General features: G+C 65.0%; 18 protein-coding genes. 11 read left to right on the top strand and 7 right to left on the bottom strand.

Annotation, left to right across the window (positions count from 1 at the left end):
• Positions 1–9: 9 nt before the first annotated feature.
• On the bottom strand, positions 10–2,526 hold the full coding sequence (locus tag ACZ45C_RS11245; protein WP_460562598.1) for a heavy metal translocating P-type ATPase: 2,517 nt from the start codon (positions 2,524–2,526) through the stop codon (positions 10–12).
• Positions 2,527–2,598: 72 nt separating this feature from the next.
• Complete coding sequence (locus ACZ45C_RS11240; RefSeq protein ID WP_460562600.1) at positions 2,599–3,357, bottom strand: helix-turn-helix domain-containing protein; 759 nt, start codon at positions 3,355–3,357, stop codon at positions 2,599–2,601.
• A gap of 252 nt (positions 3,358–3,609) precedes the next feature.
• Here ACZ45C_RS11240 and ACZ45C_RS11235 point away from each other — a divergent pair, with 252 nt between their 5' ends.
• Positions 3,610–4,377: an IclR family transcriptional regulator gene (locus ACZ45C_RS11235; protein WP_460562602.1), complete on the top strand. Its 768-nt coding sequence runs from the start codon at positions 3,610–3,612 to the stop codon at positions 4,375–4,377.
• Positions 4,378–4,769: 392 nt separating this feature from the next.
• On the opposite strand, the gene ddh is transcribed toward ACZ45C_RS11235, so the two are convergent.
• Positions 4,770–5,708 (bottom strand): D-2-hydroxyacid dehydrogenase, encoded by a 939-nt coding sequence (gene ddh / locus ACZ45C_RS11230; protein WP_460562604.1) that lies wholly within the window; start codon positions 5,706–5,708, stop codon positions 4,770–4,772.
• A gap of 158 nt (positions 5,709–5,866) precedes the next feature.
• Here ddh and ACZ45C_RS11225 point away from each other — a divergent pair, with 158 nt between their 5' ends.
• From ACZ45C_RS11225 to ACZ45C_RS11215, 3 genes are all read left to right on the top strand, one after another.
• The gene (locus ACZ45C_RS11225) at positions 5,867–7,477 is read left to right on the top strand and encodes a thiamine pyrophosphate-requiring protein (protein ID WP_460562606.1); all 1,611 of its coding nucleotides are present in this window, start codon (positions 5,867–5,869) and stop codon (positions 7,475–7,477) included.
• Positions 7,478–7,606: 129 nt separating this feature from the next.
• The gene (locus ACZ45C_RS11220) at positions 7,607–9,865 is read left to right on the top strand and encodes an NADP-dependent malic enzyme (protein ID WP_460562608.1); all 2,259 of its coding nucleotides are present in this window, start codon (positions 7,607–7,609) and stop codon (positions 9,863–9,865) included.
• A 220-nt stretch (positions 9,866–10,085) separates the two neighbouring features.
• Complete coding sequence (locus ACZ45C_RS11215) at positions 10,086–13,049, top strand: FAD-binding and (Fe-S)-binding domain-containing protein (protein WP_460562610.1); 2,964 nt, start codon at positions 10,086–10,088, stop codon at positions 13,047–13,049.
• Between the two features lie 244 nt (positions 13,050–13,293).
• Here the strand turns inward: ACZ45C_RS11215 and ACZ45C_RS11210 are convergent, their stop codons facing one another.
• Both ACZ45C_RS11210 and ACZ45C_RS11205 read right to left on the bottom strand, forming a co-directional pair.
• Positions 13,294–14,499, bottom strand: coding sequence for a CaiB/BaiF CoA transferase family protein (locus tag ACZ45C_RS11210; RefSeq protein WP_460562612.1), 1,206 nt, complete (start codon positions 14,497–14,499; stop codon positions 13,294–13,296).
• Positions 14,496–15,278, bottom strand: a complete 783-nt coding sequence (locus ACZ45C_RS11205) for an enoyl-CoA hydratase/isomerase family protein (RefSeq protein ID WP_460562614.1) — start codon at positions 15,276–15,278, stop codon at positions 14,496–14,498. The genes ACZ45C_RS11210 and ACZ45C_RS11205 overlap by 4 nt, the downstream gene beginning before the upstream one ends.
• A 109-nt stretch (positions 15,279–15,387) precedes the next feature.
• On the opposite strand from ACZ45C_RS11205, the gene ACZ45C_RS11200 reads away from it, so the two are divergent.
• Positions 15,388–16,443, top strand: coding sequence for an isocitrate/isopropylmalate dehydrogenase family protein (locus ACZ45C_RS11200; RefSeq protein ID WP_460562616.1), 1,056 nt, complete (start codon positions 15,388–15,390; stop codon positions 16,441–16,443).
• 279 nt (positions 16,444–16,722) lie between these two features.
• Here ACZ45C_RS11200 and ACZ45C_RS11195 read toward each other — a convergent pair whose 3' ends face one another.
• On the bottom strand, positions 16,723–17,154 hold the full coding sequence (locus ACZ45C_RS11195; RefSeq protein ID WP_460562618.1) for a universal stress protein: 432 nt from the start codon (positions 17,152–17,154) through the stop codon (positions 16,723–16,725).
• A 50-nt stretch (positions 17,155–17,204) separates the two neighbouring features.
• On the opposite strand from ACZ45C_RS11195, the gene ACZ45C_RS11190 reads away from it, so the two are divergent.
• The 4 genes from ACZ45C_RS11190 to ACZ45C_RS11175 all read left to right on the top strand — a co-directional run bounded on the left by ACZ45C_RS11190 (position 17,205) and on the right by ACZ45C_RS11175 (position 20,800).
• Positions 17,205–17,351, top strand: coding sequence for a hypothetical protein (locus ACZ45C_RS11190; protein WP_460562620.1), 147 nt, complete (start codon positions 17,205–17,207; stop codon positions 17,349–17,351).
• A 124-nt stretch (positions 17,352–17,475) separates the two neighbouring features.
• Entirely contained in the window at positions 17,476–18,615 is a 1,140-nt protein-coding gene (locus tag ACZ45C_RS11185) for a Bug family tripartite tricarboxylate transporter substrate binding protein (protein ID WP_460562622.1), read from the top strand.
• 76 nt (positions 18,616–18,691) lie between these two features.
• Complete coding sequence (locus ACZ45C_RS11180) at positions 18,692–19,300, top strand: hypothetical protein (RefSeq protein ID WP_460562624.1); 609 nt, start codon at positions 18,692–18,694, stop codon at positions 19,298–19,300.
• Complete coding sequence (locus ACZ45C_RS11175; protein ID WP_460562626.1) at positions 19,301–20,800, top strand: tripartite tricarboxylate transporter permease; 1,500 nt, start codon at positions 19,301–19,303, stop codon at positions 20,798–20,800.
• Positions 20,801–21,246: 446 nt separating this feature from the next.
• Here the strand turns inward: ACZ45C_RS11175 and ACZ45C_RS11170 are convergent, their stop codons facing one another.
• Positions 21,247–22,077 (bottom strand): IS5 family transposase, encoded by an 831-nt coding sequence (locus tag ACZ45C_RS11170; RefSeq protein ID WP_460562628.1) that lies wholly within the window; start codon positions 22,075–22,077, stop codon positions 21,247–21,249.
• Positions 22,078–22,532: 455 nt separating this feature from the next.
• Here ACZ45C_RS11170 and ACZ45C_RS11165 point away from each other — a divergent pair, with 455 nt between their 5' ends.
• Both ACZ45C_RS11165 and ACZ45C_RS11160 read left to right on the top strand, forming a co-directional pair.
• Positions 22,533–23,705 (top strand): thiolase family protein, encoded by a 1,173-nt coding sequence (locus ACZ45C_RS11165; RefSeq protein WP_460562707.1) that lies wholly within the window; start codon positions 22,533–22,535, stop codon positions 23,703–23,705.
• Positions 23,702–24,028, top strand: coding sequence for a Zn-ribbon domain-containing OB-fold protein (locus tag ACZ45C_RS11160; RefSeq protein ID WP_460562630.1), 327 nt, complete (start codon positions 23,702–23,704; stop codon positions 24,026–24,028). Before ACZ45C_RS11165 ends, ACZ45C_RS11160 begins: the two co-directional genes overlap by 4 nt.
• Positions 24,029–24,069 lie beyond the last annotated feature (41 nt).

Raw genomic sequence — 24,069 nt, 5'->3', positions numbered from 1 at the left:
GTCGACAGCTCACTCGTACCGCTTCGGATCGATGCCGGACAGCCGCATCGCGTTGCCCGTGACCCCGAGGCTCATCCCCATGTCGCCGACGACGACCGCCATGGCGACGCTCACCAGTCCGAGCGGCACCCCGAGCGCTAGCAGGAACTTCACGGCGAGGCTGGCCCAGACGTTCTGACGGATGACGCCGTTTGCGGTGTGCGAGAGCGCGTAGAGGTACGGGAGTTTCCCTACATCGTCGCCCATCAACGCGATATCCGCGGTTTCGAGCGCGGTGTCGGTGCCCGCGGCACCCATCGCGACGGCGACGTCGGCGGTCGCCATCGCCGGCGCGTCGTTGATTCCGTCACCGACCATCGCGACCGCCCCGTACTCCGCCCGGAGCGCCTCCACCGCGTCGACCTTGTCCTCGGGCAGCAGACCGGCGCGGTGCTCGTCGATGCCCGTGCGCTCTGCGACCGCCCGCGCCGTCCCCTCGTTGTCGCCCGTGAGCATGACGACGCGCTCGACGCCGAGGTCGCGCAGCCGAGAGACCACGCGGGCCGCCTCCGGTCGCACTTCGTCGGCGACGGCGATAGCACCGAGGAACGCGGACTCGGTACCGACGAGCACCACCGTCTTGCCCTCCCGCTCGACCGCAGTGAGCGTCTCCGCGTCGAAGGTACCGGTCCGGGCGACGCTCGGGTCCGCGCCGTCGCTCGTCGCCGCAGCACCCTCCGCCGCATCCGGATCGTCCCGCGCACCCGCCGTCGTCGCCTCGCCGGCGACCTCGCCGCCGTCCGTCGCCGCACGGCCCCGTGCGAGATCGAACCCGAGATCCTCGAACAGCGCCGGCTTGCCGACGTAGTACGTCTCTCCGTCGACGACGGCGCGGACGCCCCTGCCGGTGAGGCTCTCGAACTCGGTTGCCTCCGGTCGGTCCACTCCGACCGCACGTCCCAGCGTGTCGGCGTCGTCGCCGTCGACACCGTCACCGTCGGCGGACTCGGCTCGCGCGAGGATCGCGGCGGCGATCGGGTGCTCACTGCGTCGTTCCACGGCGGCGGCGTATCGGAGGAGCGTCGCCTTATCGGTCCCGTCGGCGGGGATCACGTCGGTGACGGCGAGTTCGCCGCGCGTGAGCGTTCCCGTCTTGTCGAACGCGACGACGTCGACGTCGCCCATCGCCTCCAAGTGGTTGCCGCCCTTGATCAGTACGCCGTTCTTCGCGGCGCTCGTGATCCCGGAGACGACGGAGACGGGCGTCGAGATGACGAACGCGCAAGGGCAGGCGATGACGAGCAGGGTGAGCCCGCGGACGAACCACGTCCCCCAGTCGCCGACGAAGGTGATCCCGTACCCCGCGACCGAGACCGCGATCGGGTCGGTGATGAAGAGCGGTGGGAGCGCGGCCGTCGCGAGCGCGAGGGCGACCACGACGGGCGTGTAGTAGCCCGCAAAGCGGTCGACGAACCGCTCCGTCTCCGTGCGCTTCGCCTGTGCTCCCTGCACCATCTCGATGATCCGCGCGAGCGTCGAGTCGCCCGCCGTCGAGGTCACCTCGACCTCGAGGTACCCCTCGGCCGTGATGCTTCCGGCGAACACCTCGTCGCCGGTCGCCTTGTCCACGGGAACGCTCTCGCCAGTGATCGGCGACTGGTCGACGGCGCTCTCGCCCTCGACGACCGTCCCGTCGAGCGGGATCTTCTCGCCCGGCCGGACGATCACGGTCTCGCCGACCGCGACCTCGCTCGCGGAGACGGTCACCTCGTCGCCCTCACGGCGAACGGTCGCCTCGTCGGGCGACAGCTCCATCAGCTCGCGTAGCGAGTCGCGGGCGCGGTCCATCGCGTAGTCCTCCAGCAGCTCCGCGACGCTGAAAAGCACCGCGAGCGTCGCGGCCTCGACGAAATATCCGATACCGGTGGCCGCGACGATGGCCGTCCCCATCAGCAGGTCGATGTCGAGACTCCGGTTGCGCGCGGAGTAGTAGCCGTCGCGGATCACCGGCACGCCGCTGGCCGCGACCGCACCGAGGAACAGCGCGTCCGCGACCGTGATCGGCGCGCCGAGGACGCTCGCGACCGGGACGTTCCGCCCGGTCGCGACGAACTCGAAGACGAGCCCGAGCGCGACGAGCGCGGCCCCGACCCACGTCTTCTTGGCGCGCGTGCTCGTCCAGACCTCGGTGGGCGGCGCGACGGCGACGCCGCCAGCTCGGTCGTCGTCTCGGCCCCCGCCCTCACCGTTGGGAGTCTCCCCATTTTCCCGTCCGTCGGGTTCGCTCGTCTCCCGCTGGCCGTCCGTCACCTCGTAGCCCGCGCCCTCTATCGCGGCGACCACGGCCGTTTCGTCGGTGCGATCGGCGTCGTACGCCACCGTCGCGGTCCCGGCCGTCGGGTTGAGGTCGACTCCGACCACCCCCTCGACGCGGTCGAGCGCGCCGTCGACCTTCCGAGCGCACGACGGGCAGTCCATCTCCGGGACGGCGAGGCGAGCGGTCAGCTCTCGCCGCCCGCCCCCGTCTGCGTCCGAGTCGTCTGTCATTACCCGACGGTACGAGCGACACCACGGTAAGTCTTTATTGGAATATTCCAACTCCGTCTCTCTCGTCGATCGTCACACGCCGGCCGCCGCGTCCGTCAGTCGCTCCTCGGCGACGTACCGCTTCGCCAGTTCCTCTTCGGCGCGGCGGAGCCGGTAGGTGAGCGTCGAGCGCGGGACGCCGAGGTGATCGGCGAGTTCACCGACGTCGGTCTCGCGGGGCGTCTCGTAGTAGCCGTGTTCGACGGCGGCGCGGAGGGCTGCCTCCTGCTCTGGCGAGAGACCGGTGCCGGCGCTACCGGTACCGTCGGAGCCGCCGGCGTCGGTCGCGGAGGTGCTCCCGGTCTTGAGCAGTTCCGTGGTGGCGCAGTCGCCGACGGCGGCGCGGAGCGCGTCGAAGAACGCGCCCACGTCGCCCGTTCCGGAGTGGATGAGGCGCCACGTGTAGTGGCGACTCTCGTGTCGCGTCTCGAAGAGGACGCCTTCGCCGAGGTGCTCGCGAGCGATGTGCGGGACCGACGCACACCGCGGCGTGCGCTCCCAGTCGGAGTACAACACGAGCGTGTCGCCGTCGCGGTCGAGCACGCGCGTGGTCTGGGTCGCGCCGCAGTCGTCGGTCGCGAGGCAGTCCGCGTAGTAGTCGGCGTCGCGGAAGGCCGTCTCCAGATCGTCGAGCGCGGCCGGCGTGCCGGTCGCATGGTCCACCCGCCAGAGCCGGTCTGCGGTGGCGTGGAGGGACAGCGACCGAACCCGCGCGTCGGGGTGTCCGGCGAGCGCGTCGGCCACCCGATTACACCCGGGGCGGTATTCCAGCGCAAAGACGAGTTCTCGCATGTGCGACGGTACGCGCCCACGGGCATAATACGTGTCGACGAACGCCCGTGGCCGTCGATCGACACGACGACGCATGTCCGGCAACTCGTTCGGATATAGGAAACCCTGATACCGTCGAATCGGCATGGGTCGACGTCGAATCGGCGTGAGGCGACGTCGAATCGGCGTGGGCTAGTTCCGGACACGTCTGAGCCCACACTGTAGCGGTACCGGCCTCACAACCCTTATACCCGTCTTACGCGAAGTACGCGCATGAAGGCGGCAAAAACGAAGTCGGTCGGGGCGACGGGGACCTCGATGCGGATACTGACCGAGATCGCCGAGGCCGACGGGGGCGTCCCGATGGCGGAGCTGGTCGACCGGCTGGACCTGGCCAAGAGCACGGTGTACAAGCACCTGATCACGCTCGAAGAGCACGGTCTCGTGGTCAACCACGACACCGGCTACCGGCTCGGTCTCCGCTGCCTGGAACTCGGCGGTGGCGCTCGTCAGTACGACGGCGTGTTCGACGTGGCGAAACCGGAACTCGACAAGCTGGCCGAGGAAACCGGCGAGCTGGCGAATCTGATGTTCGAAGAGCAGGGAATGGGCGTCTACGTCTACACCGCTCGCGGCGACCAAGCGATCAACTTCGACAGCCGGCTCGGTCGACGCGCGTACCTCCACACGACGGCGCTCGGGAAGGCGCTCCTGGCCAGCCTCTCCGACGACCACGTCGACGAGATCGTCGACCGACACGGGCTCCCCGCTCGCACCGACGAGACGATCACCACGCGCTCAGACCTGTTCGAGGAACTCACGCAGATCCGCACGGAGGAGTTCGCGTACAACGAGGAGGAGCGACTCGGCGGCGTCGGCTGCGTCGGAACACCGCTCGACACGGGCGATCGCCGCAACGCCGCGATCAGCATCATGACGCCGATCAGCCGTCTGCGACCCGAATCGGCGCGCCGCGAATACACCGAGATCCTCAACCAGACGGCGAACGTCATCGAAGTCACCCTCGCGCACGGGCAGTGACCGCCGTCCAGATTACAATTACAAAAGTAGTAATGTAAGAGACGCACCCGGTCAGCGAGCATATAGTTCGATCATACGAAACTCATCGATGATCTACTCTGGGAGCGGTCGTCGTCGTGTCGTGTCCGGGTGGGCACGGACGGCCTCGCAGGCGTCGGAACCAGTGTAGACACACATCGATCTAGACACACATCGGTCCGCGGCGACGCGGGACACACGATCGATGACACTCGCGCACGACCGCTGGAAGCGTGTGGGTTGGGGCGACGGGACACTCTCATCGCAGTCGTCAGTGACGGGATGTGGGGGACGAAGAGAGTGCGGCGACGGCGATCCGACGGCAGCGCGAGTTGGCAGTTCAGTTCGTAATGACGAAACCAGTCGGTACGTGGTCAGGCGACGCGGTTCCGCAGGGTCTCTCCTATCTGGTATCGCTCGACGTTCTCGCTGACGAGGTCGGCGATGTCGAGGTGATAGCGGTTGGTGGCGGAGCCCTTGTGCGGCGAGATGATCACCTCCTCGAAGTCCCAGAGCGGCGAGTCGTCGGGGAGGGGTTCAGTCTCGAACACGTCGAGGCCGGCACCGGCGATGGCGTCTCGTTCGAGGGCGTCGACGAGGGCGCGCTCGTCGACGAGGGGGCCTCGGGCGACGTTGACGAGGTAGGCGTCGTCGCGCATCACGTCGAACTCGTCGTCGCCGATCAACCCCTCCGTCTCGGGTGTGTGCGGGAGGGCGAGCGCGACGAACCGGGCGTCCGCGATCGCGTCGTGGAGGTCCGCGGGGTCGAATATCTCCGAGACCCCCGGGACGGACTCGTCGGAGCGACGAACGCCCACCACGTCCATGCCGAGCGCGTCGGCCCGCTCCGCGATCCCCTGTCCGATAGTGCCGAGCCCGACGACGCAGAGCCGCTCGTTCTCCACGGTGAAGGGTCGCTCGTAGTCGGGCGTGTACCAGTTCCCCTCGTTCTGGTTGTCGCGGTACACGTGGAGGAGCCGCGCGAGCGACACCATGTACCCGATCGCGACCTCGCTGACGGTGGTGTCGTGGATCCCGGTGCTGTTCGTGAGGGGAACGCCGGCGGCCTCGTACGCCTCGGTGTCGAACTCGTCGTACCCCGCCCGGATGCAGTGGACCCATCCCGCGTCGAGGAACTCCGGCTTCGGGACGTACGTGGCGACCGCGTCGGTCTCGTCGTACGACTCGCCGTCGCCGACCAGATCGACGGGGATGTCGAGGTGATCGAACGCCTCGACGAACGCTTCGGGCGGAATGACGTTCTCGACGGATTCGTGGACGTACAGGTGATCGAGTCGTGCTCGCTCGGACATGGAGGCAACGTCGTCACAGTGGGTTATCAGTCCTTCGGGAGCCGGCAACATACCGTGAGGCTCACGACGAGGTGTGCGATCGGTACCGAAACGGCCACGACAGACACCTTTATCATCCCCCGTGATCCAGTTCTGTATATCCGCAAGAGAGACTAGTGATGAACGTAACTGAAGCAATTGCACACGCGCTGAAAGAGGAGGGTGTAGAGTACGTATTCGGTTTCCCGAGCAACCCGCTGTTCGACACCGGGGCCGCAGAAGAGGCCGGGCTGCGAACGATCATTACCCGCCAAGAGCGGACGGCCGTCCACATGGCCGACGCGATCGGGCGACTCACGTCCGGCAACGAGGTCGTCGCGTTCGCCTGCCAGCACGGACCGGGGACGGAGAACTCCATCGGTGCCGTCGCGCAGGCGTACGGCGAGTCCGCGCCGCTCGTGGCGATCCCGGCGGGATACGACCGAGCCAAGACCGACGTGGATCCGAAGTTCAACTCGCTCGTGAGCTACCAGAGCGTGAGCAAGACCTGCGAGCAGCTCACCGACCCCGACGCGGTCGGCGAGACGTTCCGCCGGGCCTTCACTGCGGCGCGGAACGGCCGCCCGCGCCCCGCGGTCGTCGAAGTTCCGAAGGACGTCTTCTGGGAGGACGCCCCCGAGGACTTCGAGTACATCCCGTCGAGCGCCAACCGCGCCGGCGTCGACCCCGACGCCGTGCCGGCCGTCGCCGACGAGCTCGTCGACGCAGAGAACCCCGTCATCTTCGCCGGGCAGGGCGTCCACTACGCAGAGGCGTTCGAGGAGCTGAAAGAACTCGCCGAGACGCTCGAAGCCCCCGTCGCGACGAGCCTGAACGGCAAGAGTTCCTTCCCGGAGAGCCACCCGCTCTCGCTCGGTGCCGGCAGCAAGAGCGAGCCCGGACAGCTCGCGCACTTCCTCGACGAGTGTGACGTCCTGTTCGGCGTCGGCTGCAGCTTCACCGAGACGGCCTACGGTATCACCGTCCCCGAGGGGAAGACCGTCATCCATTCGACGCTCGACCCCACCGACATCGACAAGGACGTCGACTCGGAGCTGGCGCTCGTGGGCGACGCGCAGATCGTCCTCGACGCGGTCGTCGACGCCGTCGACGAGCGCGTGGACGACGACCGCGGTCGCTTCGACGACGTCGCGGACGAGATCGCCGAGGTCAAAGCCGACTGGCTCGACGAGTGGGAGGGCAAACTCACGTCCGACGAGACCCCGATCAACCCCTACCGCGTGATCAACGAGATCACGAACGTGGTCGACCCCGAGGAGACGATCATCACGGCCGACGCCGGCAACCCGCGCGACTTCCTCGCGCCCTTCTACGAGACGGACGAACCGCTCTCGTACATCGGCTGGGGGAAGACGACGCAGCTCGGCTACGGGCTCGGGCTCGCGCTGGGCGCGAAGGTCCGGTTCCCGGAGAAGCTCTGTATCAACATCATGGGCGACGGTGCCATCGGGATGACCGGGCTGGACTTCGAGACGGCCGCCCGCGAGGACGCCCCGATATTGACCATCCACCTGAACAACTACGAGATGGCGTCGTACGACACCCCGTTCAGCGGCGACTTCGCCGACGTCGGCGAGGCGCTCGGCGGCTACGGCGAGCGCGTCGAGGACCCCGAAGAGGTCGCGCCGGCGCTCGAACGCGCCATCGAGAAGACCGAGGAGGGGACGCCCGCACTGCTCGAGTTCATCACCTCGAAGGAGACCGAACTCTCGCGTCCCGACCTCGACTGATCCGTCCGGGTAGTCGATGGCGGACTGATCCGCCTGGATAGTCGATGGCGGCCGCGGCTGTGAAATTTTTCGACCCTACCACCCGCGCGTTCCCCATAAATATATAAGCAGGTCTGACAACATGTCGGTATGACTCTGGAAGACGATTCACTGGAGTATCACGAGGCCGACCCGCCGGGAAAAATCGAGATCGCGACCACGAAACCGACGAACACGCAGCGTGACCTCTCGCTCGCGTATTCGCCCGGCGTAGCGGGTCCCTGCCGCAAGATCGCGGAGTCGCCGGAGAAGGCGTACGACTACACCGCGAAGGGGAACCTCGTCGGCGTCGTCTCGAACGGGTCGGCCGTCCTCGGTCTGGGTGACATCGGTGCCACGGCGTCGAAGCCCGTCATGGAGGGGAAAGGCGTGCTGTTCAAGCGGTTCGCCGACGTCGACGTGTTCGACATCGAACTCGACATCACGGACGTCGACGCCTTCTGTGAGACCGTCGCCGCGATGGAGCCGACCTTCGGCGGGATCAATCTCGAAGACATCAAGGCGCCCGAGTGCTTCGAGATCGAAGACCGGCTCCAAGACGAGATGGACATCCCCGTGTTCCACGACGACCAGCACGGCACCGCCATCATCAACGGTTCCGGGCTGATCAACGCGGCCGACATCGTCGACAAGGATCTCGGCGACATGAAGGTCGTGTTCTCCGGGGCCGGCGCGTCGGCGCTCGCGACCGCGCACTTTTACGTCTCGCTGGGCGTCGATCCCGACAACATCGTGCTCTGTGACTCGACCGGTATCATCACTGAGGAGCGAGCCGAGGCCGGCGACGTCAACGAGTACAAGCGGGTGTTCGCCCGGGACATCGAGGGCGGCGACCTCGCCGACGCGATGGAAGGCGCAGACGTGCTCGTCGGTCTCTCGGCCGGTGGCATCGTCTCGCAGGACATGGTCCGTTCGATGGCGGACGACCCGATCATCTTCGCGATGGCGAATCCGACCCCCGAGATCGGCTACGACGAAGGGAAGAACGCACGCGACGACACGGTGATCATGGCCACGGGCCGTTCGGACTACCCGAACCAGGTGAACAACGTCCTCGGGTTCCCGTTCATCTTCCGCGGCGCGCTCGACGTGCGCGCCTCGGAGATCAACGAGGAGATGAAAGTCGCCTGTGCCGAGGCGCTCGCGGAACTCGCCCGAAAGGACGTCCCCGACGCGGTGTTGAAGGCGTACGGCGACGAGCCGCTCCAGTTCGGTCCGGAGTACATCCTGCCGAAACCCGTCGACCCGCGCGTCCTCTTCGAGATCGCACCGGCCGTCGCCGAGGCGGCGATGGAGTCCGGCGCGGCGCGCGAGGAGGTCGACTTGGACGAGTACCGCAACGCCTTGGAGGCCCGCGTGGGCAAGTCCCGCGAGATGATGCGGATCGTCTTCAACAAGGCCAAACAGGACCCGAAACGCATCGCGCTCGCCGAGGGCGAAGACGAGAAGATGATCCGCGCGGCCTATCAGCTCTCCGAGCAGGGGATCGCAGAGCCCGTGCTGCTGGGCGATCAAGACGAGATCACGACGACGATCGACGATCTCGGACTCGACTACGAGCCGACGGTCAACGACCCGACGACGACCGAGTACGACGCCTACGCCGACCGGCTCCACGAACTCCGCAAGCGCAAGGGGATCACCCGGAGCGAGGCGGGCGAACTGGTCCGCACCAACACCAACTACCTCGGCAGCGTGATGGTCGACCAGAACGACGCGGACGCGCTGTTGACCGGACTGACGCATCACTACCCCTCGGCGCTCCGCCCGCCGCTCGAGGTCATCGGGACCGCGGACGACGCCGAGTACGTCTCCGGTGTCTACATGCTGACGATCGGAAACCGGGTCGTGTTCTTCGCGGACGTGACGGTGAACCGGGAGACGACCGCGGACGTGCTCGCCGAGACGACGCGACACACCGCGGACCTGGCGCGTCAGTTCAACGTCGACCCGCGGGCGGCGCTGCTCTCGTACTCCAACTTCGGGAGCGTCGAGGGGGCGGAGACGGAGGCGTCGCGGGACGCCGCGGCCATGCTCCGTGAGGACTCCGCGGTCGACTTCCCGGTCGACGGCGAGATGCAGGCCGACACGGCGCTCGTCGAGGAGATGCTCACCGACACCTACGAGTTCTCCGACCTCGACGAGCCCGCGAACGTCCTCGTGTTCCCGAACCTCGAATCCGGGAACATCGGGTACAAGCTGCTCCAGCGCCTCGGCGACGCCGAGGCGATCGGTCCGATGCTCGTCGGCATGGACGAGCCGGTCCACGTGCTCCAGCGCGGCGACGAGGTGAAAGACATCGTCAACCTCGCCGCCGTCGCCGTCGTCGACGCCCAGGAGCGCGAGTAGCCGGGCAGCGATCTACTACCCTGCGTTTGATCCACGATCCCGCGTTTGATCCACTACCCCGCGTTTTCGAACCGCCCTCACGCGCGTTCACGGGCAGTATTCGGTTTCCGTACGCGGCGGTCGCCGTCCGTCATGCAGCGTTCGTCCGATCGGCGAGGTCTGTTGACGCGTAACATTCATACCTCCGCCACACCGAGGGACGACAATACTACCGACACAAATGGCTTCCACAAACACACCTCCCGATCCATCTACAGATCCGCGAACGAACTACGATTACCGCAGCGAAGACGGCACCGACCCGGCGCTCGTTTCCGATCTCGACGGACTCGTCGACGGCGACGTACGATTCGACGAGTACTCGAAACAGATGTACGCGACGGACGCCTCGGCGTACGAAGTGACGCCCATCGGGGTCGTGTACCCGACCTCGACGGCGGACGTCGCGGCCGTGATGGAGCACTGCGCCGGAGAGGAGATTCCGGTACTGCCCCGCGGCGGGGGGACGAGCCTCGCCGGTCAGTCGGTCAACGAGGCGGTCGTCCTGGATTTCACACGGTACATGAGCGACGTGCTCGACGTCGATCCCGACGCTCGGCGGGCCCGAGCGATGACCGGGATCACGCTCGGCGAACTCAACCGGACGCTCGAACCGCACGACCTGAAGTTCGCCCCCGACCCGTCGACCGCCGACCGGAGCGCGCTCGGCGGCGCGATCGGGAACAACACGACCGGCGCGCACTCGCTGAAGTACGGCAAGACCGACGCCTACGTCGAGGAAGTCGAGGCGGTGTTGGCCGACGGGAGCGTCGAGACGTTCGGCGAGATCGCGGTGTCGGAGCTTCGCGAGGATGCGGACCCCGACGGTGAGCTCCTCGAACGGATCTACGCCGAGATCGTCCGCATCCTCGACGAGGAGGCCGACGAGATCGACGACCGGTACCCGGATCTCAAGCGGAACGTCTCGGGGTACAACCTCGACGTGCTGGTGGAGGAGTCCGACTCGGGGACGGTGAACCTCGCCAAGCTCCTCGTCGGCAGCGAGGGGACGCTGGCGATCGTCACCGAAGCCGAGATCAGCTTGGAGCCGATCCCGGAGACGAAAGGTGTCGGCCTGCTCACGTACCACAGCCTGATGGACGCGATGGAGGACGTGGGACCCATCCTCGAACACGACGCGGCGGCGGTCGAAGTGCTCGACGGCGTCCTCGTCGACCTCGCGCGCGACTTGGAGGAGTTCAAAGACGTCATCGGGCTGCTCCCGGACGAGACGGATTCGTTCCTGTTGATCGAGTTCTACGCCGACACCGAGGAGGAGGCCAAAGAGCGGGTCGACGACCTCCTCGACGACCGCGTCGGCGACCTGGCGTTCGACGGGATGGCGGCGTACGACGAGGAGACCCAAAAGAAGTTCTGGAAGATGCGGAAGGCCTCGACGCCGATATTACTCTCGCGGACCGGCGACGAGAAGCACATCGCGTTCATCGAGGACCTCGCGATCCCGCCAGAGCACCTCCCCGAGTACACGAAGGAGTTCAAACAGATCTTCGAGGACCACGACACGTTCGGGAGCTTCTACGCGCACGCCGGACCGGGCTGTATGCACGTCCGTCCGCTCATCAACACGAAGACGGCGGAGGGGACGGAGACGATGGAGTCCATCTCCGACGCCGCGACCGACCTCGCCGTGCGGCTCGGCGGGTCGGTGTCGGGCGAGCACGGCGACGGCCGCGCGCGGACCCAGTGGAACCGGAAGCTGTACGGCGACCGGCTGTGGAACGTGTTTCGGGACCTGAAGACGGCGTTCGACCCCGACTGGCTGCTCAATCCCGGAAGCGTCTGCGGGGACCACGACATGACGGAGAACCTCCGGTTCGGCGAGGAGTACGAGTTCGACGCCGGCTTCGAGCCCGCCCTGGAGTGGGAAAACGAGAACGGGTTCCAGGGGATGGCCGAGCTCTGTCACGGCTGCGGCGGCTGTCGCACCAGTCAGGACGGGGCCGGCGGCGTGATGTGTCCGACCTACCGGGCGTCACAAGAGGAGATCACGAGCACGCGCGGCCGGGCGAACCTCCTCCGTCAGGCGATGAGCGGCGACCTCGACGACGAGGAGCAGTTCGACACGGAGTTCATGCACGAGGTGTTAGACCTCTGTGTCGGCTGTAAGGGCTGTTCGATCGACTGCCCGAGCGAGGTGGACATGGCGAAGATGAAAGTCGAGGTCGAGAACGCTCATCACGAGAAACACGGCGCGGACCTCCGCTCGAAGCTGTTCGCCAACGTCGAGACGCTCTCGAAGTTGGGAAGCGCGACCGCACCCCTCTCGAACCTCGGGACCAAAATTCCGGGCGCGCGCGCGGTGATGGAGAAGACGCTCGGGATCGCCCGCGAGCGATCGCTCCCGACGTTCCACCGCGAGACGTTCGTCGACTGGTGGGCGGCCCGCGGCGGATCGGCGGTGAGCGAGGGGGCCGCGGAGCGCCGCGTCGTCCTCGTTCCCGACACGGTCACCAACTACAACAACCCCGACGCGGGGAAGGCGGCGGTCCGGGTGCTCGAAGCTGCGGGCGTCCACGTCGAGGTCGCGGAGGAGATCGCCGACAGCGGTCGGCCGGCCCACTCGAAGGGACTGTTGACTAAGGCGCGCGAAACCGCCGAAGCCAACGTCTCGGCGCTTACACCCCGCGTCGAAGACGGTCGCGACGTGGTCGTCGTCGAGCCCTCCGACGCCGTCATGTTCCAGTCGGACTACCTCGACCTGCTCTCGTCGGACGACGCGGCAGCGGTCGCCGCCAACACCTACGGCGTGTTGGAGTACGTCGACGTCAACCGACTCGACGAGGCGCTCGACGCCGACGGCGGCGCGGAGCGGCTCACGTACCACGGCCACTGCCACCAGAAGTCCGTGAAGAAGGACCACCACGCGGTCGGCGTGCTCCGCCGGACCGGATTCCGTGTGGACCCGCTCGACACGAGCTGCTGTGGGATGGCGGGAACGTTCGGCTACGAGGCCGAACACTACTCGATGAGTCAGGCGATCGGGTCGATGCTGTTCGATCGTATCGACGACAGCGACGGCGAGAGCGTCGTCGCGCCGGGCGCGTCCTGCCGGACGCAGATCGGCGACGAGTACGACGAGAAGCCGCCGCACCCGATCGAGAAGCTCGCCGACGCGCTCGCGTAGAGCGCGTCACGGCGAACGCGTCGATCCGAGAACACCGTTCGGTATGTAACTGAACGGTGAGCGGGACGGCTCGGTATAAATAAACGCGACTCTGGCAACTGCAGCCGCGCCGCTGATGACTTGTAACTGAGCGGCCGGACTTCGGAAGTGTCGTCGCGCGCGGTGCAATAGTACAGGCGGGCCGTCGCGGTTCCGCGGTCGCGATGTCATTTATAAACGAACGGCCGCAGACCGCGTCTCAGCCCTACTCGCCGCCGAACGCTCCGTCCGCGCGCCACTCGTCGAGCGTGGTCTGATCGCCGGCGACTTCGGCGAAGACGGACTCCGTGTGCTCGCCGAGCCGCGGCGCGGGCGAGCGCACGATGTCGTCGTGGTCGGGGAAGTTGACCGGGTGGCCCGGGAGGAGACACTCGCCCCAGTCGGGGTCGTCGTGTTCGACGACCAATTCGCGCGCGCGCGTCTGGTCGTAGTTGACGACGTCTTCCACGTCGTTGATCGGCCCGCACGGGAATCCGTAGTCGATGAGCCTGTCGAGCCAGTACTCGGTGGACTCCGTCTCGAACTCCTCTTGGATGATCCCGACGACGGTGTCGGCGTGCTCGAATCGATCGTCGTTCGTCGGATACTCGGCCAGTTCCTCGCGGCCGACGAGTTCGACGAAGTCGTCCCACCGGTCGTCGCTCGGAACGCCGGTGATGAGCGCGCCGTCTTCGGTCTCGAACCGCTGGTAGGGAACGAGCGTCTGATGGGAGGTCCCCTGCGGTCCGGGGACGGACCCGTCCATCGAGTAGGAGGTGAGGTACTCGTTCATCAGCGTCACGATAGAGTCGAACAGACCGACATCGAACTTGCCGGTGAACGACTCGGCGTCCGCGTCGCTGAGGTGTCCACGCTCGTAGAGCCGGGCGAGCAACCCGATGGCGGTGAACATCCCGGTCGTGAGGTCGCCGATCGCCTGTCCGACTTTGACCGGTTCGCCGCCCTCCGGTCCGGTGACGCTCATGATCCCGCCTTCCGCCTGTAGGATGAGGTCGAGGCCGGCCTGTTTCTTGCGCGGGCCGGTCTCGCCGTACCCCTTGATGCTGGCGTAGACGATCTCCGGGTTCCGCTCGGTCACGTCCTCGTAGCCGACGCCGAGTTTATCCGTGACGCCGTACCCGAAGTTCTCGATGAACACGTCGGCCTCCTCCAGAAGCGACAGCGCGGCCTCGGTGCCGGCGTCGGACTTGAGATCGAGCGTGACGGATCGTTTGTTCCGGTTGTTCGCCATGAAGTAGCCGGACTTCCCGTCGGGACCGACCCCCTGACTGCGGGCGGGGTCGCCCGTGCCCGGCCGTTCGATCTTCACGACGTCGGCTCCCATGTCGGCGAGCAGCGCGCCGCAGAAGGGGCCCGCGCGGTGGCCGGTCATCTCCACGACGGTGAGATCGGCGAGCGGTCCCCCCGTCATGCGTCGTTGAACTCGTCGACGAGCTGTTCCCGTTCGTCGGTCGCGAACTGCTCCCACCAGACGTCGGACTCGAACTCACGGTTCTCCTCGGCGCTCTCGGCGTCGACCGCGTAGTTGAACGCGCGCTTGGAGTTCTTCACCGCGGACCGACCCGTGTTCTGGATCGCGTCGACGATCTCGTCGACCGTCTCGTCGAGCTCCTCGCGCGGGACGGCGTGGTTGACGAGCCCGATCCGTTCGGCCTCGTCGGCCTCGATCATCCCGGCCGTGAAGACGAGTTCCTTCGCTTTCGCCTCGCCGACGAGTTCGACCGCGCGCCACGTGGAGTTGCCGGTCGGGATCTGTCCGATATCCGTCACCGGCACGCCGAATTTGGCGTCGTCGACCGAGATCCGCATGTCACAGTACATCGCGAAGATGAGCCCGCCGCCGACGCAGTAGCCGTTGACTTTCGCTATCACGGGCGCGTGACACTCGAACGGCTTGCGGTACATCTCGTAGAACAGTTCCTGGCGGTCCTTCTGTCGCGGATCGTGTTCCTCTGCCGTTCCCGCATATTGGGAGATGTCAGCACCCGCCGAGAACGCGTCGTCGCCTTCGCCCGTGATCACGACCACGTCGACGGACCGGTCGAGTTGAATCTCGTCGAACGCTCGGAGCAGATCCAGCATGACGGTGTCGTTGAGCGCGTTGTACACCTCGGGCCTGTGGAACTCGATCGTCGCCACGCCGTCCGTGACGTCGAGCGAGATACTCTCGTAGGCTGTCTCGCTTACCATGCACTTCCATACCATGAAGGTCGTAAAAAGGGTTGTGAGTCGCGACGGGAGGCGGGCAAAGCGTGACACGTACCAAAGTATTTACTACATGTGACCGAATTCCGAACGCATGTCGTACGAAATAGCGACGATACCAGGCGATGGTATCGGTCCGGAAGTCGTCGATGAAACCCTGCCACTGCTCCACGAAGCCGCGTCGAGACACGGTATCGACGTCGAGTTCACCGAGTACGATTGGGGAACGGAGCGATACCTCGACACGGGCGAGATGATGCCGGACGACGGGCTCGACCAGATCGTCGACGCGGATTCGATCCTGCTCGGCGCGGTCGGCCACCCGGACGTCCGTGACCACATCACGCTTCACGGCCTCCTCTTGCCGATCCGGAAGGGGTTCAACCAGCAGGTGTGCAAGCGTCCGTCGATCCTCTTCGAAGGCGTCGAGAGTCCGCTTCGCGGGTACGAGAGCGGCGACATCGATTTCGTCGTGTTCCGCGAGAACACCGAGGGTGAATACTCCGACGCGGGCGGACGTATCCACGAGGGGTTCGACCACGAGGTGGCCGTACAGAGCGCGGTACACACCCGAGAGGGGACGGAAACGATCGTCCGGGCGGCCTTCGAGGCGGCGACCGAGCGCGACGGACGCTTGGCGAGCATCACGAAGTCCAACGCGCAGGCGTTCAGTATGACGTTCTGGGACGACGTCGTCGAGGATGTCGCGCCGGACTATCCGGATGTCGAGGTCGAGTCCCTGCTCGTGGACGCGGCGAGCATGGATCTCGTTCGCCAACCGGAGGAGTTCGACGTGATCGTCGCCTCAAACCTGTTCGGTGACATCCTGACGGACATCGGTGCTATCGTCAGCGGCAGCATGGGGCTTGCCCCGTCCGGCAACATCAACGTCGACGACGAGTACCCCTCGATGTTCGAACCGGTCCACGGGAGCGCACCCGACATCGTCGGTCAGGGCGTCGCGAACCCGATGGCGACGGTGCTCTCCGCGGCCATGATGTTCGAAAACCTCGGCGAGGACGCCGTCAGTGACGCGCTCTGGAGCGCGGTCCGGGCGGTGCTCTCGGACGACGACGCTCCGGTGACGCCTGATCTCGGCGGCTCCGCCTCGACCGGCGAGGTCGTCGACGCGCTCGAAGAGCGGCTCTAAACGCCAATCTGCAGCGCGTCAGTCTGCCGTTTCGGACGCGTGTCGTCCGTTGTCACATTGGAGACGGGTCTGTTGTGACGAACTGTCGAGGTCACAGATCCGATCAGTGACGCGATCCGTATCCTCGTAGCACGCCCGCGAACACCGCGTCTAGCTGTCACGACGGCGATTTTGCCATCTAGCTGTCACAACGGTGCTTTCGTTTCGCTGTGACACGGATTCTGATCGGATCCACGATCGAACCAACCGGACTTACGGGTTCACGATCCGCTTGACGGCCTAGTCGGCGCGGATCGAGACGACGGGAACCTCGGAATCGAGCATCACGGTCTGGACCGTGCTGCCGAAGAGCGCCTTCCCGACGGGCGAGCGCTTGCGACCGGCGATGACGAGGTATCGGGCGTCGTTGGACTCCGCGTAGTTGACGACCTCGTCTGCCGGGTCGCCGAGGAGACCGACCGGCGACACGTCGACGGCGGACGATTCGTCGATCACCTCCTGTGCGATATCTTCGGCGATCTCGAGGATATCGTCGGTCGGAATAGTGTGACCGGTGTCGCTCACGCTCGTCCGTTCGAGGTCGATGAACTTCTGCCGTGTCAAGACGTGCACTACCTCGACGGGCTCGTCGAACGCCTCGCCGAGTTCGACTGCCTCTTCGACGATTGCCGGGGCCCGTTCTGACCGATCGACGGCTGCAACGATCACCATACAGCCTGTATTCAATCCTGTTATATAAAATATTCCACCCAGTCGCCTCCGTGACCGCCGCGGACGGTCCATTCGCGCGCGCGAATGAATTGACTACGCGTCACACCCGCATCAGACGAGCGGTGCCACACAACGTGATGCCCGCGTTCCCCGACCAGCCGCTCGCCGTGTTCACGTTGCTCGTCGAACTCGTGTAAGACAGCGGCAACGAGGGGAAACATTTATGATATTCCCATCTAATGTCATGGTTGGACACGGCAAAGGCAATCCCAAGAAGGCAGTTCCGGCCGATAAAACCAACTATCAAAACCACGTGACAAGATGACACAAGACATACCAGACGATACGGACGAATCGGGTTCAAACACGCGACGGCGGTTCCTGCAGGCGGTCGGTGCGACGTCGGCCGTTTCCCTCGCCGGCTGTTCCGGCAACGGTGGCGACGGCGGCGACGGTTCGGACGGAAGCGACGGTTCCGACGGTTCGGACGGAAGCGACGGTTCGGACGGCAGTGACGGCGGCGACGGAGGCGACGGATGGTCGCCGTCCGGAACCGTGCGCTACATCGTCCCGTACGACGAGGGTGGCGGAACGGACACGTACGCTCGCGGTATCCAGGAAGGGTTCCAGGAGGAACTCGGCGAGTCGCTGCAGATCGACAACATTCCGGGCGCCGGTGGCCTGAACGGCCTCGGTGAGCTGTACCGCGCAGACCCCGACGGACAGACCATCGCGGGCAACGCGGGCCCGCTCGAAGTCGCCCCGCAGCTGCTCAACGAGCCGAGCTTCGACATCCGCGATCTCACCGGACTCGGTGTGGTCGGGCAGTCGACGTGGACGCTCGTCGTGAACGAGGAGTACGAAGGCGAAGTCGAGAGCTTCGACGACGTTCTCGAGAAGTATGACAGCGGCGAGTGGTCGGAGATCGGCGTCCAGTCGTCCGGTAGCTCCCAGGACATTATCGTCCTGCTGTACAAGTACCAGTACGAAGACGAGGTCGGATGGAACTGGGAGAACCGCGTGCAGTACACCGGGACGGGACCGGTGGCACAGGCGGTCGCAAGCGGCGAGGTCCCGTGTGGTATCGGGACCGACGCCGGGACCCAGTCGGTCGTCAACACCGGCCGGATCTACCCCGTGACGACGTTCTACGGACCCGGTACCCAGGTCTACCCGGACATCGACTCCGTAACTGATCTCGGCTACCCGCAGATCGACTTCGTCGGCGGTGTCTGGCGTGGCATGTACGCGCCGCCGGAGACGCCGCAGGAGATCGTCGACTTCTACGCAGACACGCTGGAAGCTACGGTCGAGAACGAGGCGACCCAGGCGTGGAGCGACGAGACGGGGAACCCGGTCGTGTACGAAGGGCCAGACGTTGCCGAACAGAACTTCGAAGACGCCTTCTCGCAGTACGAAGAACTCGAGATTCTGGATCTGGTCAACGAGAACCAGCCCTGAACCGGTCGGCGATCCCAGCAGCGCGTCGTACTTAATTTATTTATACTTGGAGTTCCCCGGATGAGACACCACTGTCATGGTCAATTACTCAAAACAGCTTGAAAACATTACACCGGAACACGTACTGCTCGTAACGCTAATCGGGCTGTCCGTAGTATTTTACGTCGACCCGATACTCAAGGACTATCCCGACAACGCGACGATCTTCCCGCAGCTGATGGCACAGATCGTCGGTATCGGATCGTTCCTCCTGCTCATACAGAACTACCTTCCGGGACCGATCCAGCGGTTCGTCGGCGAGAGCGTCAGCATGACGGAATCGATTGAGGAGTCGAGCGCCGAGGATATCGAAGGAACCGTCGCGAATGCCGACCTAGAGGATGCAGATAGCGATGAGACCGCGGCCCAAGGAAAACCGGACCCGCTCCACGTGAAGTGGGGCGTGGACATCAACAACACCGTGATCATGATAGTCTTCTCAAGCGTGTACTTCGCGCTCGGATGGGCTGTCGGCTTCCTCTATGTCACTCCGCTTTTCGTCCTCGCGTACACCCTGTGGTTCCGGGTGAATCTGTACAAAAGCCTCATCCTCGCGGCGCTAGCAACGTTGATCGTGTACGGGTTCATCGTCTTCCTGCTCATGCCGTTCGATCAGGGAGCGTTGATATTCACGGGGGGACTCTAAATGGCGGTCGGAAGTCTCATTGAGGGCATTTCGATCGCGGCCAGTTGGCCCGTCATCGGCTGGATGGCCGCCGGTCTATTGGCTGGTATCGTACTGGGCGCGCTCCCGGGAATCGGTTCGCCCGTCGGAATGGCGATCGTACTTCCGCTCACCGTGCCACTCGAGGCGACGCCAGCGCTCATCCTCCTGATCTCCATTTACAGTGGTGCGATGTTCGGCGGGAGTATCGCGGCAATTTTGCTGAACGCGCCGGGAACTGAATCGGCAGCCGCGACGACGCTCGACGGCTATCCGATGGCGAAGAAGGGGCTCGCGAAGAACGCCCTCGCGATCGCGACGACCGCCTCCGCGCTGAACGGGTTCGTCGCCGCGATCCTGTTGGTCCTTATCTCACCGGTCCTCATCGAGGTAGTACTCTTATTCGGGTCGGTAGAGTACTTCCTGTTGGCGATACTTGGAATCTCGCTTATCACGATCGTCGCAGACGGATCGGTCATGAAGGGGATCGTGGCGGGCGCGTTCGGCTTCATGATCTCGACGATCGGCGTCGCGATCATGGCGCCGACTCCTCGCTACGCGTTCGGACAACTCGCGCTGTACGAGGGGCTCAACTTCGTCGCTGCCCTCATCGGCATGTTCGCCTTCGCGGAGATGATGAAACTCGCGGTCCAAGACCAGATCGCGGGGGACGCCGTCGGTATCACGGGGAGCATCACCGACGGGATCAAGACGGTGTTCCAGTACCCCAAGACGACGATCAAGGCAGGTATCATCGGGATGCTGATCGGCGCGGTCCCCGGCTCCGGCGCGACCACGTCGACGTTCGTCGCGTACGCCGAGGAGGCGCGCTCCTCGGCCGCCGACGGGATCTTCGGTGAGGGCGACCCGCGCGGGATCATCGCCCCCGAGGGCGCGAACAACCCGACCGTCAGTGGTTCGCTCGTCCCGACGCTCTCGTTCGGTATTCCCGGCAGCGGATCCACGGCGGTGCTTCTCGGCGGAATCCTGATGCACGGCCTCCAGCCCGGGCCGCAGCTGTTCGGCGAACAGCTCCACATCACGTACGCGATGTTCGTCTCGGTGTTCCTCGGCAACATCCTCATCCTCGCGGTCGGCTACTCGATCATTCCCTATGCGAGTGCGATCACGAAGATCGACACCGACATCATCATTCCGATGGTCATCGTGCTGTCGTTCATCGGGGCGTTCAGCCTCAACCGTAACTGGTTCGACGCCTTCGGTGTACTCGCGCTCGGAATCTTGGGCTACTACATGGTGAAGTACAATTACTCGGTGATCGCGTTCGTCCTCGGGATCGTTCTCGGGCCGATAGCCGAGGAGAACTTCTTCCGATCGTTACAGCTATCCGGCGGTGAGTACACAATCTTCGTGTCTCCAAGCCGGCCGCTCTCGCTCAGCATCTCGATCCTCATCATCGTGGTGCTGATCGGGCCGTTCGTCGGGCCATACGTGAGAGACGCGATAGACAACCTCCGGTAGCACGGCGCGAGCGGTATCGCTTCGGGGCAGTCGGCTCCGGGCATCTGACCGACTTCGGTTTTCTGATTCGACCGTACCGTGACACGCGGACGCCGTGTGGTGACGAGTCGAGGTCGGTCCGTGGTGGGGTACGATTTCTCGAAGCCGTACGTTTCACACTCCTTCTACGATCGGTGACGTCCCTGTATTGATTACAACCATAGAGAGAATCCGTCACCTGTTGCGGCCGTCACCAGACGAATCGTCCGCTGCTCGATCCCGTCACGACTTTTCGGCGTCTGTAACTATCCGGAACGTTAGTGAGTGACCAAACCGTCCAGTTGCCCGTCTGTAGAACGACAGTATCGCCACCGCTCGTATCTGCCGACAACTCATACATAGAACGTCGTTCTGCTCATAACGATATACAACAATCTGCTTTGTTGAATCCGATGACGGCGTCGGGGTCACTGTTTGAGAGCCTGTTCAAGGTTGTAGACTGCGGCGGTCACCACGAGTTCGCGGAACTCGCGGTACCAAGCGCGAGGGTGGACAGCGGGGCCGAATCGACGCTTGATGGCCGAAAAGGCGGTCTCGGCCATCCAGCGCTGGCCGTATAGCCCGCTGTCCAACCGTGCGTTGTGCGCGTGATCGTACGCAGCGAACAACCGATGACGCAGCAGGGGCCGGACGCCCTCTGATCGGAGGGCGTCCCGGAGAGATTGGTCGTCATAGCCTTTGTCACCGGCGAGACTCTCGATTTTCTCGGTGTTACGAAGGGCGACTCGACGGCCAGTTTGCGTGTCGTGAGGCCAGTGTGCCGAGCAGTGAATATCGAGAATGGCACACGAGTCTGTATCGACGAGCGCCGTCGTTTTGAGCGTGCGTATGTGGCGATCCGAGCGATGTTGGTAGTGTCTCGATGCCGTTTCGCGGTCGAAGAATGTGGCATCGATGGCACCGTGCGAGCCCGGATCGCAGATGTTCGCGGACTCACGAAGGAAGCCACGCCATATGGACATGGGCACCCTCTCAAACGACCGGTACAGCGTTGAGGGTGCGGGAAATGCCGTCCGCGACAGCTGTAACAGACCACGAACTCGATCCATTTCACTCGCCCAGTCCACGATTTCGCGGTACGTCGCATCCATGTGAACCCGCAAAAAGTGGAGCGTCACATGCTTCCAGCCGGGAAATCCGTGGCCAGTCGGATCACTTACCGCCGTTGGACTGGCGGCACAGCGCTTTTGAGCCAGCGACGCGGCTTGCTTAACGAAGCGGAAGAGTAGCTTGGACACATTCGACTCTTCCGCTTCGCTACTGCCTTCAGAGCGACGCTATCCCCTCGTCTTCTGCGGATTCAACAGAGCACAACAATCCATACAGACTCGACCACATCTGTATAAATCACGATCGACACGTAACGTTCTCGTACGACATCTCTGACGTATGTATATAATCAAGTGGCTTCGGTAGTAACTATTAACGAACACCAGAGGCGGACTGTCCGTAGTGTTACGGCGGTATCCGGCGCTATCGTGTGGCTGCCAAGTGACGCGATCGTAAACAACGATACGAATCCCACCGATCGCGTTTTCCACGTCTCCAAGGGCGGCGTGCGCTGTGATTCCGTGCGTAGCGTCCACACGGCACACGTCTTGACGCCGTCCACAGGTGGGACGAACAATACTTATATACATACTTGGTTGCTACCCTCGTACACACGATGACTGCCCAGCACCGGGACACCGGGATGCCAGATGCATCGCCGGCTCTCGACGACCCCCCGGCCATCGCCGGCGTCGGTATGACGGAGTTCGCGAGCGCAGACGACCGCTCCCTCATCGACCTCCTCCTCGCGGCCGCCGAACGCGCGCTCGCCGACGCCGAACGCGACGCGTCGGCGATCGATTCGGTCCACGTAGGAAACATGGCCGCAGAGGCGTTCAACGAGCGTTCCGGGCTCGCCAACGCGCTCACCGGAAGCCTCGGTCTGACCGATGTCACGGCTCGCCGGATCGAAAACACCAGTGCGAGCGGTGCGAGCGCCGTCCAGAGCGCGTTCGAGGCGGTCGCGGGCGGCCACAGCGCGTGTGCGCTGGCCGTCGGTGGCGAGAAGATGTCGAGTGCGGACACCGCGACGGCGACCGAAATCATCAGCCGGATCACGCACGACCGCGAGTACGAACAGGGCGTCACCTTACCGTCGTTCGGCGGTCTCGCGGCGGCCGCGTACCTCGACACGTACGACGCGGACCGACGCGACCTCGCGCGGATATCGGTGAAGAACCACGCCAATGCCGTTGAAAACGACTACGCGCAGTTCAGAAAACGGATCGACGTCGACGACGTGCTCGACTCGCCGGCGGTCGCCTCGCCCCTGCGGCTCTACGACTGCTGTCCGACGAGCGACGGTGCCGCCGCGGTGCTTATCACGGCCGAGCCGACGGCCGACGCGGTGACCGTGTCGGCCTGCGAGAGCGCGACGGGCACCCACGCGGTCGCCGACCGAACTGATCCACTCGAGATCGAGAGCGTCCGGATCGCCGGCGAGCACGCGTACGAGACCGCGGGATTCGGCCCGGGAGCGATCGACGTCGCGTGCATCCACGACGCGTTCAGCATCCTCGAATGGCTGGAGATGGAGGAACTGGGACTCGCGCCGGAGGGGGAGGCGTGGCGTCTCACCCGCGACGGGCAGACCGCACTCGATGGAGCGCTCCCCGTCAATCCCGGCGGCGGACTCAAAGCCCGGGGACACCCGCTGGGTGCCACCGGTGTCTCGCAGGTCGTCGAACTCGTCTGGCAGCTACGGGGCGACCTCCCCGACGCACGCGCGGTCGACGGCGCGGAACGCGGACTGGCCGTGAACGTCGCCGGATTCGGAAACAACGCCGTCTGCACCCTCTTGGAGGCGGACGCATGACACGGCTGCTGGAGTGTCGCGACTGCGGCCACCGCACCTACTACGAGAAGCGCCGCTGTCTGGAGTGCGGCGGGTCGGCGTTCGACCGCGTCGACGCGGGCCGCGGCGAGCTCCGTTCCGTGACGACGGTTCACGTCACGCCCGACGGCGTCCGCGAGCCGAACCGACTCGGCCTCGCGTCGTTCCCCGGCGGTGCGAACGTTATCGCACAGCTCGACGAGGACCTCGCTATCGGCGACGCGGTCCGGTTGGAGGGCGGTCACGACCTCCGCGTCACGGACGACGGGGCGCTGCGAGGGGCTCGTCTCGTCGCCGCGGAGTGACGCGGTTGCCTTGCCGTACTCCGGCTCTCCGACGCCGCTGA

It is taken from the genome of Halorubrum pallidum, assembly GCF_055380345.1.
The sequence above is the reverse complement of the archived record's forward strand: the minus strand, read 5'-3'. Positions and strand labels throughout refer to the sequence as shown.

Bases quoted from the DNA above. Each gene is read 5' to 3' on its own strand.
- ACZ45C_RS11210 (WP_460562612.1), bottom strand. From the start codon at position 14,499: ATGACGGGGGGACCGCTCGCCGATCTCACCGTCGTGGAGATGACCGGC.
- ACZ45C_RS11185 (WP_460562622.1), top strand. From the start codon at position 17,476: ATGACACAAGACATACCAGACGATACGGACGAATCGGGTTCAAACACG.
- ACZ45C_RS11225 (WP_460562606.1), top strand. From the start codon at position 5,867: ATGAACGTAACTGAAGCAATTGCACACGCGCTGAAAGAGGAGGGTGTA.
- ACZ45C_RS11180 (WP_460562624.1), top strand. From the start codon at position 18,692: ATGGTCAATTACTCAAAACAGCTTGAAAACATTACACCGGAACACGTA.
- ACZ45C_RS11235 (WP_460562602.1), top strand. From the start codon at position 3,610: ATGAAGGCGGCAAAAACGAAGTCGGTCGGGGCGACGGGGACCTCGATG.
- ACZ45C_RS11240 (WP_460562600.1), bottom strand. From the start codon at position 3,357: ATGCGAGAACTCGTCTTTGCGCTGGAATACCGCCCCGGGTGTAATCGG.
- ACZ45C_RS11165 (WP_460562707.1), top strand. From the start codon at position 22,533: ATGCCAGATGCATCGCCGGCTCTCGACGACCCCCCGGCCATCGCCGGC.
- ACZ45C_RS11195 (WP_460562618.1), bottom strand. From the start codon at position 17,154: ATGGTGATCGTTGCAGCCGTCGATCGGTCAGAACGGGCCCCGGCAATC.
- ddh (WP_460562604.1), bottom strand. From the start codon at position 5,708: ATGTCCGAGCGAGCACGACTCGATCACCTGTACGTCCACGAATCCGTC.
- ACZ45C_RS11205 (WP_460562614.1), bottom strand. From the start codon at position 15,278: ATGGTAAGCGAGACAGCCTACGAGAGTATCTCGCTCGACGTCACGGAC.
- ACZ45C_RS11220 (WP_460562608.1), top strand. From the start codon at position 7,607: ATGACTCTGGAAGACGATTCACTGGAGTATCACGAGGCCGACCCGCCG.
- ACZ45C_RS11160 (WP_460562630.1), top strand. From the start codon at position 23,702: ATGACACGGCTGCTGGAGTGTCGCGACTGCGGCCACCGCACCTACTAC.
- ACZ45C_RS11175 (WP_460562626.1), top strand. From the start codon at position 19,301: ATGGCGGTCGGAAGTCTCATTGAGGGCATTTCGATCGCGGCCAGTTGG.
- ACZ45C_RS11200 (WP_460562616.1), top strand. From the start codon at position 15,388: ATGTCGTACGAAATAGCGACGATACCAGGCGATGGTATCGGTCCGGAA.
- ACZ45C_RS11215 (WP_460562610.1), top strand. From the start codon at position 10,086: ATGGCTTCCACAAACACACCTCCCGATCCATCTACAGATCCGCGAACG.
- ACZ45C_RS11245 (WP_460562598.1), bottom strand. From the start codon at position 2,526: ATGACAGACGACTCGGACGCAGACGGGGGCGGGCGGCGAGAGCTGACC.